Origin of the sequence: Streptomyces dryopteridis, from assembly GCF_049606955.1 — a bacterium.
Classification (GTDB): domain Bacteria; phylum Actinomycetota; class Actinomycetes; order Streptomycetales; family Streptomycetaceae; genus Streptomyces.
In genome coordinates, this window is record NZ_CP187113.1 from 2,020,752 (window position 1) to 2,035,937 (window position 15,186).

The 15,186-nt window shown below is 74.5% G+C and carries 14 protein-coding genes; 6 read left to right on the top strand and 8 right to left on the bottom strand.

The window, feature by feature from the left end; all coding sequences use genetic code 11:
- Positions 1-68: 68 nt before the first annotated feature.
- From ACN20G_RS08285 to ilvA, 3 genes are all read right to left on the bottom strand, one after another.
- Entirely contained in the window at positions 69-929 is an 861-nt protein-coding gene (locus tag ACN20G_RS08285; protein ID WP_424212091.1) for an ABC transporter permease, read from the bottom strand.
- Entirely contained in the window at positions 926-1,966 is a 1,041-nt protein-coding gene (locus ACN20G_RS08290; RefSeq protein ID WP_424212092.1) for an ATP-binding cassette domain-containing protein, read from the bottom strand. The genes ACN20G_RS08285 and ACN20G_RS08290 overlap by 4 nt, the downstream gene beginning before the upstream one ends.
- A 296-nt stretch (positions 1,967-2,262) precedes the next feature.
- Complete coding sequence (ilvA, locus tag ACN20G_RS08295) at positions 2,263-3,495, bottom strand: threonine ammonia-lyase (protein WP_424212093.1); 1,233 nt, start codon at positions 3,493-3,495, stop codon at positions 2,263-2,265.
- A gap of 227 nt (positions 3,496-3,722) precedes the next feature.
- On the opposite strand from ilvA, the gene ACN20G_RS08300 reads away from it, so the two are divergent.
- Genes ACN20G_RS08300 through ACN20G_RS08310 form a run of 3 tightly spaced genes read left to right on the top strand, consistent with a single transcriptional unit; the run spans position 3,723 to position 4,994 of the window.
- Positions 3,723-4,250 (top strand): MarR family winged helix-turn-helix transcriptional regulator, encoded by a 528-nt coding sequence (locus tag ACN20G_RS08300; protein ID WP_424212094.1) that lies wholly within the window; start codon positions 3,723-3,725, stop codon positions 4,248-4,250.
- A gap of 34 nt (positions 4,251-4,284) precedes the next feature.
- Positions 4,285-4,746: a sigma factor-like helix-turn-helix DNA-binding protein gene (locus ACN20G_RS08305; RefSeq protein WP_424212095.1), complete on the top strand. Its 462-nt coding sequence runs from the start codon at positions 4,285-4,287 to the stop codon at positions 4,744-4,746.
- Positions 4,743-4,994 (top strand): hypothetical protein, encoded by a 252-nt coding sequence (locus ACN20G_RS08310; protein ID WP_424212096.1) that lies wholly within the window; start codon positions 4,743-4,745, stop codon positions 4,992-4,994. The genes ACN20G_RS08305 and ACN20G_RS08310 overlap by 4 nt, the downstream gene beginning before the upstream one ends.
- A 34-nt stretch (positions 4,995-5,028) precedes the next feature.
- On the opposite strand, the gene ACN20G_RS08315 is transcribed toward ACN20G_RS08310, so the two are convergent.
- Positions 5,029-6,186: a cystathionine gamma-synthase gene (locus tag ACN20G_RS08315; protein WP_424212097.1), complete on the bottom strand. Its 1,158-nt coding sequence runs from the start codon at positions 6,184-6,186 to the stop codon at positions 5,029-5,031.
- 169 nt (positions 6,187-6,355) lie between these two features.
- On the opposite strand from ACN20G_RS08315, the gene ACN20G_RS08320 reads away from it, so the two are divergent.
- Together ACN20G_RS08320 and msrA are read left to right on the top strand one after the other, a co-directional pair.
- The gene (locus ACN20G_RS08320) at positions 6,356-7,465 is read left to right on the top strand and encodes a hypothetical protein (protein WP_424212098.1); all 1,110 of its coding nucleotides are present in this window, start codon (positions 6,356-6,358) and stop codon (positions 7,463-7,465) included.
- A 147-nt stretch (positions 7,466-7,612) separates the two neighbouring features.
- Complete coding sequence (gene msrA, locus ACN20G_RS08325; RefSeq protein ID WP_424212099.1) at positions 7,613-8,284, top strand: peptide-methionine (S)-S-oxide reductase MsrA; 672 nt, start codon at positions 7,613-7,615, stop codon at positions 8,282-8,284.
- Between the two features lie 81 nt (positions 8,285-8,365).
- Here msrA and ACN20G_RS08330 read toward each other — a convergent pair whose 3' ends face one another.
- Together ACN20G_RS08330 and ACN20G_RS08335 are read right to left on the bottom strand one after the other, a co-directional pair.
- Positions 8,366-9,628 carry a L,D-transpeptidase gene (locus ACN20G_RS08330; RefSeq protein ID WP_424212100.1) on the bottom strand — a complete coding sequence of 421 codons (1,263 nt, stop codon included), beginning with the start codon at positions 9,626-9,628 and terminating at the stop codon, positions 8,366-8,368.
- Between the two features lie 183 nt (positions 9,629-9,811).
- Positions 9,812-10,231 carry a hypothetical protein gene (locus ACN20G_RS08335; RefSeq protein WP_424212101.1) on the bottom strand — a complete coding sequence of 140 codons (420 nt, stop codon included), beginning with the start codon at positions 10,229-10,231 and terminating at the stop codon, positions 9,812-9,814.
- 113 nt (positions 10,232-10,344) lie between these two features.
- Here ACN20G_RS08335 and ACN20G_RS08340 point away from each other — a divergent pair, with 113 nt between their 5' ends.
- Complete coding sequence (locus ACN20G_RS08340) at positions 10,345-10,662, top strand: LAETG motif-containing sortase-dependent surface protein (RefSeq protein ID WP_424212102.1); 318 nt, start codon at positions 10,345-10,347, stop codon at positions 10,660-10,662.
- 76 nt (positions 10,663-10,738) lie between these two features.
- On the opposite strand, the gene hutH is transcribed toward ACN20G_RS08340, so the two are convergent.
- Both hutH and ACN20G_RS08350 read right to left on the bottom strand, forming a co-directional pair.
- Complete coding sequence (gene hutH, locus ACN20G_RS08345; protein ID WP_424215424.1) at positions 10,739-12,289, bottom strand: histidine ammonia-lyase; 1,551 nt, start codon at positions 12,287-12,289, stop codon at positions 10,739-10,741.
- Positions 12,290-13,577: 1,288 nt separating this feature from the next.
- Positions 13,578-14,690: a diguanylate cyclase domain-containing protein gene (locus ACN20G_RS08350; protein ID WP_424212103.1), complete on the bottom strand. Its 1,113-nt coding sequence runs from the start codon at positions 14,688-14,690 to the stop codon at positions 13,578-13,580.
- Between the last annotated feature and the right edge of the window lie 496 nt (positions 14,691-15,186).

Consider the following 15,186-nt stretch of genomic DNA (forward strand, 5'->3'; position numbering starts at 1 on the left):
CGCACCGTCCGCGCGGGCCCTCGCGCCGTCCCGACCCGCGACCTCCCGCCCCGCGACCTCCCGCCGCGCTAGGCCGAGGCCGAGCGGTACTTGCGGACGGCGAGGGTCCGGAACACCGCGATGATCACGACGGACCACAGCACCGAGGCCAGGATCGGGTGCTGCATCGGCCACGCGGCCGGGGCCTCGTAGCCGGGCGGCAGGTTCCCGAACAGCTGCCGGGCGGCCTGCACGGTGGCGCTGAACGGGTTCCACTCGGCGATGTGCCGCAGGAACGTCGGCAGGTGGTTGGAGTCCACGAACGCATTGGAGATGAACGTGAGCGGGAACAACCAGATCAACCCGCCCGAGGTCGCCGCCTCCGGGGTCCGCACGGACAGTCCGATCAGCGCCCCGATCCACGAGAACGCGTAGCCGAGCAGGAGCAGCAGCACGAAGCCCAGCAGCACCTTGCCGAGGTTCTCGTGCGTGCGCCAGCCGACCAGCAGGGCGACCACCGCGAGCACGACCACCGTCAGCGCGGTCTGCACCAGGTCGGCCAGGGTGCGGCCGGTGAGCACGGCGCCGCGCGCCATCGGCAGCGACCGGAACCGGTCGATGAGCCCCTTGTGCATGTCGTCGGCGATGCCGGCGCCCGCGCCGGCGGTCGCGAAGGTGACCGTCTGCGCGAAGATGCCGGCCATCAGGAACTCGCGGTACGCGGCGGGCGAGGTGCTGCCGCCGACCGCGATCGACCCGCCGAACACGTAGCTGAACAACACGACGAACATGACCGGCTGCACGAGCCCGAAGATCACCATCTCGGGGATCCGCTTCATGCGCAGCAGGTTGCGCTGGGTCATCACCAGCGAGTCGCGCACGGACTGCCCGAGGCCGCCCGAGCCGCGCGGGGCCGGGGGTGCGACGGGGGTGGTGCTCACGGCGCTCATGCGGACTCCTTCTTCGCGTTCCTCGCCCGACCGCGCCCCGCGCCCGCGCCGCCCCCGCTCCCGTTCTCGTCCCCGCCCTCGCCGCCCTCGCCGCCGATCTCGGCCGCGTGCCCGGTCAGCGACAGGAACACGTCGTCCAGGGTGGGCCTGCGCAGGCCGATGTCGTCGATCTCCACGCCCCGCCCGTCGAGTTCGCGGATCACCTCGGCGAGCAGCTTGGCCCCGCCGGCGACCGGCACGGTGAGCCTGCGGGTGTGGCCCTCCACGGCGACCTCACCCTTGCCGAAACCGCGCAACACCCCCTCGGCGAGGTCGAGGTGCTCGCGTTCGCGGACCACGACCTCCACCCGCTCCCCGCCGGTACGGGCCTTGAGCTGGTCGGAGGTGCCCCGGGCGATGACCCGGCCGTGGTCCACGACGGCGATGTCGTGGGCGAGGTGGTCGGCCTCCTCCAGGTACTGGGTGGTCAGCAGCAGGGTGGTGCCGCCGGCCACCAACTCCTGGATCACGTCCCACAGTTGCTGCCGGTTGCGCGGGTCGAGGCCGGTGGTGGGCTCGTCCATGAACATGACGGGCGGGCGCACGACGAGGGCGGCGGCCAGGTCGAGCCGGCGGCGCATGCCGCCGGAGTAGGTCTTGGCGGGCCGGTCGGCGGCGTCGGTGAGGTGGAAACGTTCGAGCAGTTCCACCGCCCGCGCCTTGGCCGCGGGTCCGCGCATCTGGTAGAGCCGGCCGACCATGACGAGGTTCTCGCGGCCGGTGAGGTACTCGTCGACGGCCGCGAACTGGCCGGACAGGCCGATCAGCCGGCGGACCTCGTTGGGGTGCTTGAGGACGTCGACGCCCGCGACGGTCGCGGTGCCGCGGTCGGGCCGCAGCAGCGTGGTCAGCACGCGCACGGTGGTGGTCTTGCCGGCCCCGTTCGGGCCGAGCAGGCCGAGGACGGTGCCCTCGGGGACGTCGAGGTCGACACCGTCCAAGGCCCGGACGTCGCCGAAGGACTTCACGAGCCCCTCGGCGTGAATGGCGCCTGGCATAGGGGATTCTCCCTGTGCTGATCGAGTGGCGGAACGGATCACGAAACGCGTGGTGCGACGGAACGGGCGTGACGGCCGGCGAACCGGCGGGACGAACCGGTTGTTTCCTGTACGAATCCTAGGTTCGGCCGGGCCGACGCGCTCGGCCGAACGGGCGATGCCGGCACCCTATCGCGTTGTATCGCGTCCCGCCACGCAATAAACCCACACACCAAACCCGCCCCCACACGAAGCAGCCCCGCGCCCGCCCGAAGGCCGACGCGGGGCTTCCCGGCGCCCGAGGGCGCCCGCTCCGCTCAGGTCGCGACCGTGTACCCGGCCGCGTGCAGGGTCCGCGCCACCGCCGCGCAGTGCTCGGGCCCCTTCGTCTCCAGGTGCAGCTCCACCTCGACCTCCGTCAGCCCCAGCCGCGGATCGGTCCGCACGTGGCTGACGTCGATCACGTTCGCGTCCGCCGTCGACAGCACGCCGAGCATCCCGGCCAGCGCCCCCGGCCGGTCCGCCAGCCGCACCCGCAGCGAGAGGTAGCGGCCCGAGGAGGCCATGCCGTGCCGCAGGATCCGCTGGAGCAGCAGCGGGTCCACGTTCCCGCCCGAGAGCACCGCGACCACCGGCCCGCGCCCGTACCGCTCCGGCTCGCTCATCAGCGCCGCCACCGGACTGCACCCCGCCGGCTCCACGACCAGCTTGGCCCGCTCCAGGCACAGCAGGAGCGCGCTGGACAGGGCGTCCTCGGAGACCGTCCGCACCTCGTCGACCAGCTCCGCGATGATCCGGAACGGCACGTCGCCGGGCCGGCCCACCTTGATGCCGTCGGCCATCGTGTTCGGGTGGTCCACCGAGATCGGGTGTCCGGCCGCCAACGAGGGCGGGTACGCGGCCGCGCCCGCCGCCTGCACGCCCACGATCCGCACGTCCGGCCGCAGCGCCTTCACCGCCACCGCCACCCCGGCCGCGAGCCCGCCGCCGCCGATCCCGACCACGATGGTGTCGACCTCGGGGCACTGCTCCAGGATCTCCAGGCCCACCGTGCCCTGACCGGCGATGATGTCGCGGTGGTCGAAGGGGTGGATGAACACCGCGCCGGTGCTCTCCGCGTACTCCTGCGCCGCCGCAAGGGTCTCGTCCACCACCTGCCCGTGCAGCCGCACCTCCGCCCCGTAGTCCCGGGTGGCCGCGACCTTCGGCAGCGGGGCGCCCATCGGCATGAACACGGTGGAGCGCACGCCGAGCAGCGAGGAGGCCAGCGCCACGCCCTGCGCGTGGTTGCCGGCGCTCGCCGCGACCACCCCGGCCGCCCGCTGCTCCGGCCGCAACCCGGCGATCCGCACGTAGGCGCCGCGCAGCTTGAACGAACCGGTGCGCTGGAGGTTCTCGCACTTGAGGTGGACCGGGGACCCGGTGAGCGCGGTCAGGTGCCGGCTCCCCTCCAACGCGGTCTGCCGCGAGACCCCGGACAGCATCTTCTGGGCGCCCCGGACGTCGTCGAGGATGACCTCCGGCAGTGCCTGGGGCACAAGGTGATTCATGTGATCAGTGTGGCACCACCGGGTTCGGGGGGTGGGGGGCGGGAGGGCCCGGGACGGGGGGCAGGAGGTCCGTGGACGGGGCGGCCGGCGCCGGGTACCGGAGAGCGGACGGCGGGGTCCGCAGAGCGGGCCCGCGGGACCGGTTCGCGCACGACCCGTACGGCTTCCGGCCCGTGCGCGTACGCTGTCCCCCAACCCTGTCGGCCCACGCGAAAGAGACCGCGGCCATGCCCACCACCTCTGCCGGCACCGATCTGCCGGCGCCCTCGGCGGCCGGGGAGGCCGGCCTCCTCGACCTGCTCCAGCACCAGGTGGCCCTGTTCGCTCGGCGCGCCGAGCAGACCCGCCTCGGCGGCGTCGGCCAGGCCCGCAACTCCATGGACCGGGCCGCGTACCTGCTGCTCAACCGGCTGGACCTGGAAGGCCCCATGGGCGTCAAGGCCCTGGCCTGCGGGATGGGCATCGACTCCTCCACCGTGACCCGTCAGGTGGCCCCGCTCGTGGACGGCGGGCTCGTGGACCGCGCCTCGCACCCCGAGGACGGCCGTGCCGTGGTGCTCGGGCTCTCCGCGCGCGGGCTCGAACGCCTGGAGGAGGTCCGCTCCTCGCGCCGCGAGCTGATGGCCCGGGTCACCGACGGCTGGTCCGAGGAGGAACGCGAGGCGTTCACCACCCTCCTCACCCGTTTCAACCTCTCCCTGTCGGAGCTGATGGGAGCGGTCGGCACGGCCACGGAGGCCGGTCCCACCTCTTGACCCGCCCCGGGCGCCCGGCCGCACCATGGACGGTGTGGACCGGTTGTCCTTGCCCACGCTCCACCGGGAGTTCGAGGCCTTCGTCGCGGGCGCGGCGGGCCGGCTCCTGCACGTCGCGACCCTGCTGACCGCCGAGCCCCCCGACGCCGCGCCGGCCGCCCGTGACCTGCTCGCCGGCGCGCTGGCCCGCACCTGGGTGCGCTGGGCCCGGCTGCGCGACGACGACCCGTACGCGCACACCCGCGCCGAGCTCTGCGCCGGCTTCGCCCGCTCCGCCTGGCGGCACCAGCGCGACCGGGGCGGGGTGCTGGGCCGGCTCGCCCCCGCCGAACGCCTGGCGGTGGTGCTGGTGGTGCACGAGGGGCTGGTGGAGGAGCAGGTGGCGGCCCTGCTCGGACTGTCCGCCGACCGGGTCCGGCAGCTCGTGAACCGCGCCGGGACCGCCCTGCGCGCCCCGCGACCGGGCCCGGCGCCCGCGGCCGGCGGTGTCCGGTGAGCCTCTCGGAACGCCGCGCCGCCGAACTCCGGGTGCTGCTGGAGGGCCCGTACCCGCGCGTGCCCCCGGACCTGGCCGCCACCGCCGCCGGACGCGGCGCCCGCATGCTGCGCCGCCGGGCCGCCCTGCGCCGGACCGGGTGGTCCCTGCTGTGGATGGCGGCGGTCGCGTTCGCGGTGTGGGCGGTGCTCACCCGCCCCTGGGAGGTGCAGCCGGGCTCGGTCGCGCCGCCCCTGGAGGGCTGGTGACCGACCCGGCCCGCGTCCGGCCCGGAGAGAGGGCCTAGCCCAGCGCCTGCGTGAGGTCCGCGAGCAGGTCGGAGACGTTCTCGATGCCCACCGACAGGCGCACCAGGTCCGCCGGGACCTCCAGCGCGGAGCCCGCCGCCGACGCGTGCGTCATCCGGCCCGGGTGCTCGATCAGCGACTCCACGCCGCCCAGCGACTCGCCGAGCGTGAACAGCTTCGCCCGGTTGCAGACCTCGACCGCCGCCTCCTCGCCGCCCGCGACGCGGAAGGAGATCATGCCGCCGAAGCCGCGCATCTGCTTGACCGCGATCTCGTGCCCCGGGTGCTCGGGCAGACCCGGGTAGAGGACCTGGGTGACCTTCGGGTGCGCGAGGAGCATGTCGGCGATCCGGGCCGCGTTCTCCCCGTGCCGGTCCATGCGGACCGCGAGGGTCTTGATGCCGCGCAGCACGATCCACGAGTCGAAGGGACCGGCGACGGCGCCCATCGCGTTCTGGTGGTAGGCGAGTTCCTCGCCCAGCGCCGCGTCGGCCGTCACCAGCGCGCCGCCGACCACGTCGGAGTGCCCGCCCATGTACTTGGTCAGCGAGTGCACGACCACGTCCGCGCCGAGCGCGAGCGGCTGCTGGAGGTAGGGGGACGCGAAGGTGTTGTCCACGACGAGCTTCGCGCCGGCCTCGTGGGCGATCCCGGCGACCAGCTCGATGTCGGTGATGCCGAGCAGCGGGTTGGAGGGGGTCTCCACCCAGATCACCTTGGTGTTCGGGCGGAGTTCGGCGCGCAGCGCGGCCGGGTCCGAGGTGTCGGCGACGGACCACTCCACGCCCCAGCGGGAGACGACCTTCGCGAACAGGCGGAAGGTGCCGCCGTACGCGTCGTTGGGGATGACCACGTGGTCGCCGGGCGAGAGCAGGGTCCGCAGCAGGCAGTCCTCGGCGGCCAGCCCGGAGGCGAAGGCGAGACCGCGGGTGCCGCCTTCGAGGGCCGCGAGGTTCTCCTCCAGGGCGGTGCGGGTCGGGTTGGCGCTGCGGCTGTACTCGTAGCCGCCGCGCAGGCCGCCGACGCCGTCCTGCTTGTAGGTGGAGACCTGGTAGATCGGGGGGACGACCGCGCCGGTCAGCGGGTCGGCCGTGTTGCCCGCGTGGATGGCGCGGGTCTCGAAGTTGGAGTGCTCGTGGCTGTCGTCGCTCATGGGCAGAGCCTATGCCCCGGAAGCGGACGTTCCGCTTGGATCCGGGCCGCGCGGGCCGCCCCGACACACCCCCGAAACGATCCCCGCACGGGTCCGGCGCGGGCACGGCGCGGGGGCGCTCGCGCGGCCTCATTCGCGCTCCCCGCGTCCCGTCTGGTTCGCTGGAGGCATGGAGATTGTGTTCGCGCTGTGCACGGGCGTGCTGCTGGCGCTCATCATCGGTTCGTTCGTCCGACGCAGGTCGGGCGGCGGACTGCGCCTGGTCCACCCCGGCGCCGCCGACGCCGCCGACCCGGCGGACTACGGCTTCGTCCGCCAGGAGCTGCTCGACATCCGGGTCCCCGGCCCGGACGAGGACCTGATGGACGCCCTGCGGGCCGTCCAGGAGTCGGGCACCTGGCAGGCCGCCTCGTACCTGCTGGCCGGCACCCCGAAGGAGGGCGAGCTGCGCTGGCAGCGGGTGCAGGCGTTCGCGGGCGCGGCGGCCCTGGACCAGGCGATGCGGCCCGAGGAGGGCGGGGCCTGGCTGCGGCGCTGGGTGCTGGAGGCCGGGAAGGACGCGGGGTGCGCGCAGGTGCACGCCGAGTTCCTCGTGCAGAAGGCGTGGCGGTCCTCGGAGGGCGTGGGCTCCACCGAGCACCGGATCATGCTGGAGGAGGCGCTGAAGGCCACCGAGAAGGCCGCGCTGCTCTCCCCCGGCGACCCCGTGCCGTACATCGTGCAACTGACGATCGCGCGCGGGCTGGGCTGGACCGGCCCCGAGTTCGACGCGGTGTGGGCCAAGGTCATCGACCGGGCCCCGACCCACATGGGAGCCCACCTGAACGCGCTCCAGTACTGGTGCGCGAAGTGGCACGGCTCCCCCGAGCAGGCCGACGCCTTCGCCCACACGGCGGCGGCCCGCGCCCCGCGGGGCTCGCTGCTGGCGGCGCTGCCGCTGTTCGCGGTGCAGGCGCACCTGCCGGAGGTGGTGCTGGTGGGCGACTTCTGGCGCACGCAGGTGGTGACGCGGGCCGTGGAGGGCGCGATGTTCGCCGTGCGCCAGTCCCGGCCGGAGGACCCGATGGCGGCGCACGTGCGGCACCTGCTGCTGTGGTTCCTGGTGAACGGGGAACGGTGGGCCGAGGCGATGGAGCAGGTGCGGCACGTGGACGGGTACGTGGGCGCGCTGCCCTGGTCGCACGAGCCGGACCCGGCGGGCGCTTACGCGGTGTACCGGGCGCTGGCGGTGGCCGGGTACGAGGCGAACGGCGGCTCCCCGGCGACGCTCCCGCACTGACGGGCGGGGCCCGCGACGGGACCGTACGGAGGTGCGGGTCGGGCGCGGGGTCGGGAGCGGGGGTCGGGAGCGAAGGTCCGGGGGTCGGCGGAATGTCCGCCGGCCCCCGACTGTTGTGCTCGTAGACGACTCTCAGGAGGCCAGGCCATGTTCTCGTTCCGCCGTTCCCCCGAGCTGCCCGCCCGCGAGGAGGCCCTGACCGGCCGGGCGGAACCTCTGTTCGCCCTCCCGGACCGGCACACGGTGCTGGACCACCCGCTCGCGGGCCCCTACCCGGCCGGCCTGGAGGTCGCCGACTTCGGCCTCGGCTGCTTCTGGGGCGCCGAGCGGATCTTCTGGCGGCTGCCGGGCGTGTGGACCACGCTGGTGGGCTACCAGGGCGGATACACGGAGAACCCGACGTACGAGGAGGTGTGCTCGGGGCTGACGGGGCACACCGAGGTGGTGCGGGTGGTCTTCGACCCGGCGCTGATCTCGTACGAGACCCTGCTGAAGACGTTCTGGGAGGCGCACGACCCGACCCAGGGCTTCCGCCAGGGCAACGACGTGGGCACCCAGTACCGCTCGGCCGTGTACACGCACTCCGAGGCGCAGCAGGCCGCGGCCGAGTCCTCCCGGGACACCTACCAGCGCTCCCTCCAGGCCGGTGGCCACCGCGGCACGATCACCACGACGGTGCTGCCGGCGGCGGACCGCCCGTTCTGGAACGCCGAGGAGTACCACCAGCAGTACCTCGACAAGAACCCGGCCGGCTACTGCGGCATCGGCGGCACGGGCGTGAGCTGCCCGATCGGCACGGGCACCCCGGCCGCCGGCTGAGCCCGCCCACGCACGACGGCGCCCGTCCCCTCCGCGGTCGGAGGGGGCGGGCGCCGTCGTGCGTGCGCGGGCGGGGCGGGGTCAGACGGCGGAGCCGGCCTTCCACTCGGCCCAGCTCATGTTCCAGCCGTTCAGGCCGTTGTCCGGCTTGATCGTCTTGTCCGGGGAGTTGGTGACGGTCACGACGTCGCCGATGAGGGAGTTGTCGTAGAACCAGGCACCGTCCTGGCCCGGGTCCCCGGCGCCCTGGGCGTCGTTGAGGCCCACGCAGCCGTGGCTGGTGTTGACGCTGCCGAAGATGGAGTCGGAGCCCCAGTAGTTGCCGTGGATGAAGGTGCCCGAGGTGGACAGGCGCATCGCGTGCGGCACGTCCTTGATGTCGTACTCGCCGCCGAAGCCCACGGTGGCGCCGTTCATCCGGGTCTCCTTGTACTTCTCGGAGATCACCATCTGCCCGTTGTACGTCGGGTTGTCGGCGGAGCCGGCGGAGATCGGGATGGTCTTGAGGACCGCGCCGTCCCGCTTGACCGTCATCTCCTTGGTCTTCACGTCCACGATGGAGACCTGCGCGCGGCCGATGGTGAAGGTCGCGGTGCGGTCCTGGACGCCGACGACGCCCGGGGCGCCCTCGACGCCGTCGAGCTTCATCTTGAGGGTGACGGTGGAGCCGGCCTTCCAGTACTCCTCGGGGCGGAAGTCCAGCCGCTGCGAGTTGAACCAGTGGCCGACGATCTCCTGGCCGCCGGTGCTGCTGACCTCGATGGCCGTCTGCACGGCCTTGCGGTCCTTGATCGGCTTGTTGAAGGTGATCGAGACCGGCATGCCGACGCCGACCTTCTGGCCGTCCTCCGGGGTGAACGAGCCGATGAAGCTGTTCTCGGGGGAGACGGTGGTGAAGGAGGCGTTCTCGTGCGCCTCCTTGCCGTTCGCGTCCTTGGCGGTGGCCGTGACGGTGTACTTGGTGGAGCGCTTGAGGGCCGCGTCCGGCTTCCAGCTCTTGCCGTCGGCGGAGACCTTGCCGGCGACGGCCGCGCCCTCGGCGGACTTCATCTCGACCTTGACGAGGGTGCCCTCGGTGACGGTCACGGAGGCGTCGTTGTTGATGCCGACGTTGGTGGCGCCGTCCTTGGGGGCGATCGCTATTCGGGCCTGCGACGCGTCCTTCTTCGCCGCCGCGTCCACGTCGGCCTGGGTGGTGCCGCCGTCGCCCTTGCCGCCGCCGCCCGCCTTGTCGCCGTCGTCCCCGCTGCACCCGGAGAGCACGAGCACCCCGCCGAGCAGGGCCGAAGCCACCGCCAGGGTCCGCCTGCGCCGCTTGCTGTCCGTCCTCACACGCCACTCCATCGTTGCCGAAACCGAGGGAACCGCCGGACCCGTCGGTGACACTCCCCGTCACCGCTCGGCCCGCGCGCGTGGATGCGCACCCCCCGCCACCTCCACAACGCCGGTGCCCACCCGTTCGGTTCCCTCGTGCGGCCCGGTGTGGGAAATCCCACGGCGGGCGCGCTCGCGGTCCGGCGGGCGGTCTCAGTCGGCGCGGCGGTCGGGAAGGGGCCCGCGGTCCGCGCCCGGCTCCTCGTCCACTTCTTCTGGTTCGTCTTGTTCGTCTTGTTCATCAGCTTCCGCTTCGTCCCACCCATCTTCCTCCTCGACGTCCCAGAGCGGGTCGGCGGGGTCGTGATCGACGTCCTCGGTGCTCCATGACGCGTGCGTCGGCTCGGTCCCGGGCAGGTCGAGGACGAGTTCGGTGGGGTCCACGAGGTAGGCCAGGGCCTCGGCCGGGTCGGCGGCGACGGCGGCCCGCGCCTGGTTCCGCTCCTCGGCCGGCATGAGGTGGTCGGAGTCCATGCGCAGGAGCGCGGCGTCGATGAGGGCACGGGCATCCGTGACCTCCAGCACCAGGTCGACGCGAAGCCGCAGATGTCGTGACGTGTCCTGTTCGCTCATGCCAGGAGGGTACGACCGGGTGCGCCCCCGCCTTTCCCGCGACCCGCCCCTTTCACTAGCATCGGCCACGCACAACACGGCCAATTCACTGCTTCCACAAGGGGGATCGCACCGTGTCCGCACGACGACCGCTTGTCACCGCCGTCGGGGCGACCGCGCTGCTGGGCGCCCTCTGGTTCGTCCCCTCCGCGAACGCCGGCGCGCCCGCGTCGCACGAGCTGCGGGCCGCCGCCGCGCCGGTCGGGGCCGCCCGCCCGGACGTGCGCGCCGCCGACCGTCCCGCCGAGCGCGAACCGGCGATGCTGGCCGCGACGGGCGGCGTGGACACCACCCCGTACCTGTGGGGCGGTTCGGCGTTCCTGGTGGTGGGGGCGGGCTTCGTGGTGTTCTCGGCCCGCCGCTCCCGCGCGGCCGGCGAGACCGACGCCTGAACCCCGCGAAGGCCGGGCCGCCTCCCCTCGACGAGGAAGCGGCCCGGCCTTCACGTGCGCCGTGTGCGACGGGGGATCAGCCGAGCGGGCCGGTGACCTTCTCGACCGCCGTGATCAGATCGCCGGAGCGGACCAGGGCCTCGGCGGCGGCGAGGTCGGGGGCCAGGAAGCGGTCCGGGCCCGGGCCCTCGACACCGGCCGCGCGGGTGGCCTCGATCGCGGCGCGGGAGGCCGGGGCCGGGCTCAGGCCGGTGCGCAGCTCCAGGCCGCGGGTCGCGGCGTACAGCTCGACGGCGAGGACGCGCCCCAGGTTCTCCACGGCGGTGCGCAGCTTGCGGGCCGCCGACCAGCCCATGGAGACGTGGTCCTCCTGCATCGCGGAGGACGGGATGGAGTCGGCGGAGGCCGGCACGGCCAGTCGCTTCAGCTCCGAGACCAGCGCGGCCTGGGTGTACTGGGCGATCATCAGCCCCGAGTCCACACCGGCGTCGTCGGCGAGGAACGGCGGCAGGCCGTGGCTGCGGTTCTTGTCCAGCAGGCGGTCGGTGCGGCGCTCGGCGATGGAGGCGAGGTCGGCGACGGCGATGGCCAGGAAGTCCAGCACGTAGGCGACGGGCGCGCCGTGGAAGTTGCCGTTGGACTCGACGCGGCCGTCCTCGGGCAGCACCACCGGGTTGTCGACGGCGGCGGCCAGCTCGCGCGAGGCGACGAGGGCGGCGTGCGCGAGGGTGTCCCGCCCCGCGCCGGCGACCTGCGGGGCGCAGCGCACGGAGTACGCGTCCTGCACCCGGGGCGCCTCGCCGGCGACCCCGGAGTGCCGCCCCGTCAGCCCGGAGCCCTTGAGCACGGCGGCCATGTTCGCGGCGGCCACGGCCTGGCCCGGGTGCGGCCGGATGGCGTGCAGCTCGGGGGCGAGGACCCGCTCGGTGCCGAGGAGGGCCTCCAGGGTCAGGGCGGCGGTGATGTCGGCGGTGGTGTAGAGCCGGCGCAGGTCGTCGAGGGCCATGCAGAGCATGCCGAGCATGCCGTCGGTGCCGTTGAGGAGGGCCAGGCCCTCCTTCTCGCGGAGCTCGACGGGCGCGATGCCGGCCTCGGCGAGCAACTCGGCGGCGGGGCGGACCGTGCCGTCGGGGCCCTCGGCGTCACCCTCGCCCATGAGGGTCAGGGCGCAGTGCGAGAGCGGCGCGAGGTCGCCGGAGCAACCGAGCGAGCCGTACTCGTGCACCACGGGGGTGATCCCGGCGTTCAGCACGTCGGCCATCGTCCGCGCGACCGAGGGCCGGACGCCGGTGTGCCCGGAGGCGACGGTCTTCAGCCGCAGGAACATCAACGCGCGGACCACCTCGCGCTCGACGCGCGGCCCCATCCCGGCGGCGTGCGAGCGCACGATGTTGCGCTGCAACTGGGCGCGGAGCTCCGGGGAGATGTGCCGGCTGGCGAGCGCGCCGAACCCGGTGGAGACGCCGTAGACCGGTTCGGGCTTGGCGGCCAAGGCGTCCACGATCTCCCGCGCCCGGGCGAGCGCGACCAGCGCCTCCTCGGACAGCTCGACCCGCGCCCCGAACCGGGCCACGGCGATGACGTCCTCGGCGGTGGTCCCGGACGTCCCCACCACGACAGTGTGCATATCCATATTCAGCACCCTACGGATTGAATCCCCATCTGTCACCAGTCAGTTCCCGCGCCCGGGGGGTGGGGCGGGGGCGGGGGGCCGGGGCTGGGGCGCACGGCCACCTGCGGGCGGCTGGACAGCCGGGGCGGCAGGGCAAGGTCCGGAGCCAGGACGCGTCGCCGCCTGCGGGCGGACACGTGGCGGCCGCGGCCGCCTGCCGGCGGCGGGCAGGTCAAAGGCGTTTCCCGGCGGCGGCCGGGGAGGGGTCCGGGGTGGGGGCGCGCCGCCGTCAGCGGGTCGGTTCGGGGCGGGCGTGGCCGCCTGCCGGCGGCGGGTAGGTCAAAGGCGTTTCCCGGTGGCGGCGGGGAGGGGTCCGGGGGCGGGGTGCGTTGCCGTCTGCGGCCCGGTTCGTGGCCGGGGTGGCCGCCTGCCGGCGGCGGGCAGGTCAAAAGCCTTTCCCAGGGGCGGCGGAGGGGGCCGGGGGTCCGAGTCCGTAGCCGTCCGCAGGCCCGCACGCGGCCAGGGCAGGTCCCCAGCACACAAGAGCCCCGGGAAGCCGATCGCCGATCCGTTCCACGAACCCGGACCGTGCGTGGCCACGCCCTCCACCGCACCAACCCACCATCACGTGCGCCTGCGGCCCGAAACGTCCCGGGTCACCCGACACTCGGGCCCGGCCCGACCCCGACCGGGGGCCCGTCGGGCCCACACCACGAACCCACCGGCACCCGGCCACGCACCGCACCCCTGCACCCCTCCCGGCCGCCGCCGGGAACGCCTTTGACCCACCCGCCGCCGCCAGGCGGCCACCCCGGCCACGAACGGGCCCGCACCCGGCCACGCACCGCACCCCAGGCCCCTCCCCGGCCGCCGCCGGGAAACGCTTTTGACCTACCCGCCGCCGTCAGGCGGCCACCCCCGCCACGACCCCACCCGCACCCGGGCACGCACGGCACCCCGGGTCTGCTCCCAGCCGCCGCTGGGAAACGCTGTTGACCTGCCCGCCGCCGCCAGGCGGCCACCCCCGCCCCGAACAGACCCGCACCCGGGTACGCACCGCACCCCGGACCCCCTCCCGGCCGCCGCCGGGAAACGCTGTTGACCTACCCGCCGCCGCCAGGCGGCCACCCCCGCCACGACCCCACCCGCACCCGGGTACGCGCCGCACCTCGGGCCCCCTCCCGGCCGCCGCCGGGAAACGCTGTTGACCTACCCGCCGCCGGCAGGCGGCCACCCTGGCCACGACCGTGCCCGCACCCGGCCGCCCACCACACCCCGGGCTCACCCACGCCCCCCACCCCCCTCAGCTTCGGCCGCCTCGGAAGCGGCGGCGGTCGCTCGTGGGGGCCGGGGTGTCCGCGAGGCGGATGACCGCCGTGTCGCGGCCCGCGACGACCGGGCGGGGGGCACGCGCCGCCTTCGCCTTGTACTGGGCCGCGTCCGCGAGGCGGAACAGGCGGCGCGAGGACCGCACCGCGCCGATGGGGTCACCCGTGGACGCGACCCCGCACGCCGCGCCCTCGCCCCATTCGAGCGCGGCGGCCCGCACGCAGACCTCCTCCGCCGCCGCGACCACCGCGTCGGCCGGTGGTCCGACCGTGACCACGCAGAACTCGTCCCCGCCCAGCCGCGCCACCAGCGCGCCCGGCAGGCTCGCGGCGCACAGGCTGAGCACCGAGCCGAATCGTTCCAGCAGGCGGTCGCCGACCGCGTGCCCCAGCGTGTCGTTGACCTTCTTCAGCCCGTTCAGGTCGCACACCACCAGGCTCACGACGGCCCCCGAGTCGCGGTGCGCCTCCAGCGCCTCGTCCAAGCGCGCGTCCACCGCGCGCCGGTTGGCCAGACCCGTCAGCGGGTCGGTGAAGGCGAGCCGGTGCGCCTCCTCCAGCCGCTCGGTCTGCGCCAGCCCCGCCGCGACGACCGCCGCCAGCACCCCCGCGAACTCCGCGTCGTCCGCGTCGAAGGGGGTGGCCCCGGCCTCCCGGGCCACGTACAGCTCGCCCCAGGCCCGGCCGCTCAGCACGATCGGCGCCACCACGCAGCTGCTCCGGCCGCGCCGTCGCAGCGCGGCCGCGCGGTGTCCGGGCGCGGCGCCGTCGGCGTGCTCGACCCAGGCGTGCGGTCCGCCGCCCACGGCCCACCGTTCGTGCAGGAACTCGGCGATCTCGGGGAAGTCGTGCACGGGGTAGGACTCGTCCTCGGGGAACTCGACCTCGTCCGGTTCCCGCTCCCCCTCGTTGACCAGCACGCGCAGCCGGCCCCGTTCCCGCTCCCACGCCGAGATCGCCGCGAAGGAGCCGTCCAGGGCCCGTCGGGCCCCGAGCGCGGCCGCCCGCGCGCTCTCTCGCGGCGTGTGCGCCGCCGCCATGGCCTGGGCCAACGTCACCACGGCCCGCAACCGCCCGTCGATCCCCATCACCACAGCCTAGGGAGTTTTGCCCGATTCGGCGGTTTCGGGGGGCCGTGCGGACCCACCGTGACGAGGAGAAGCAGAATCCGCCGCCGGGGTGAACGGAACGTGACGAACAAGGGCACGACGAGCCGCGACAGGCACGACGGCGCGGCCCAGCTCGCGGGCACGACGGCACGGGCACGACGGCATGGGCGCAGCCCAGCACGCAGGATCGGTGGCGCGAGCGCGACGGGCGCGGCAGGCGCGACGGCGCGGGCAGGCCCAAGCGCGCGGGCAGGACCGCGCGGGCGCGGCGAGCCGCGGTGGGAACGACGGCGAGGGCTCGACCCAGCACGCGGGGACGGCGACGCGGGCGCGGCGAGACGCGGTGGCACGACGGCGAGGGCACCACGGCAACGACCCGGCCCAGCTTGCGGACACGGCGGCACGAGCGCGACGAGGCGCGACAGGCACGCCGGCGCGGGCGCAACCCAACTCGCGGGAACGGCGGCGCGGGCGC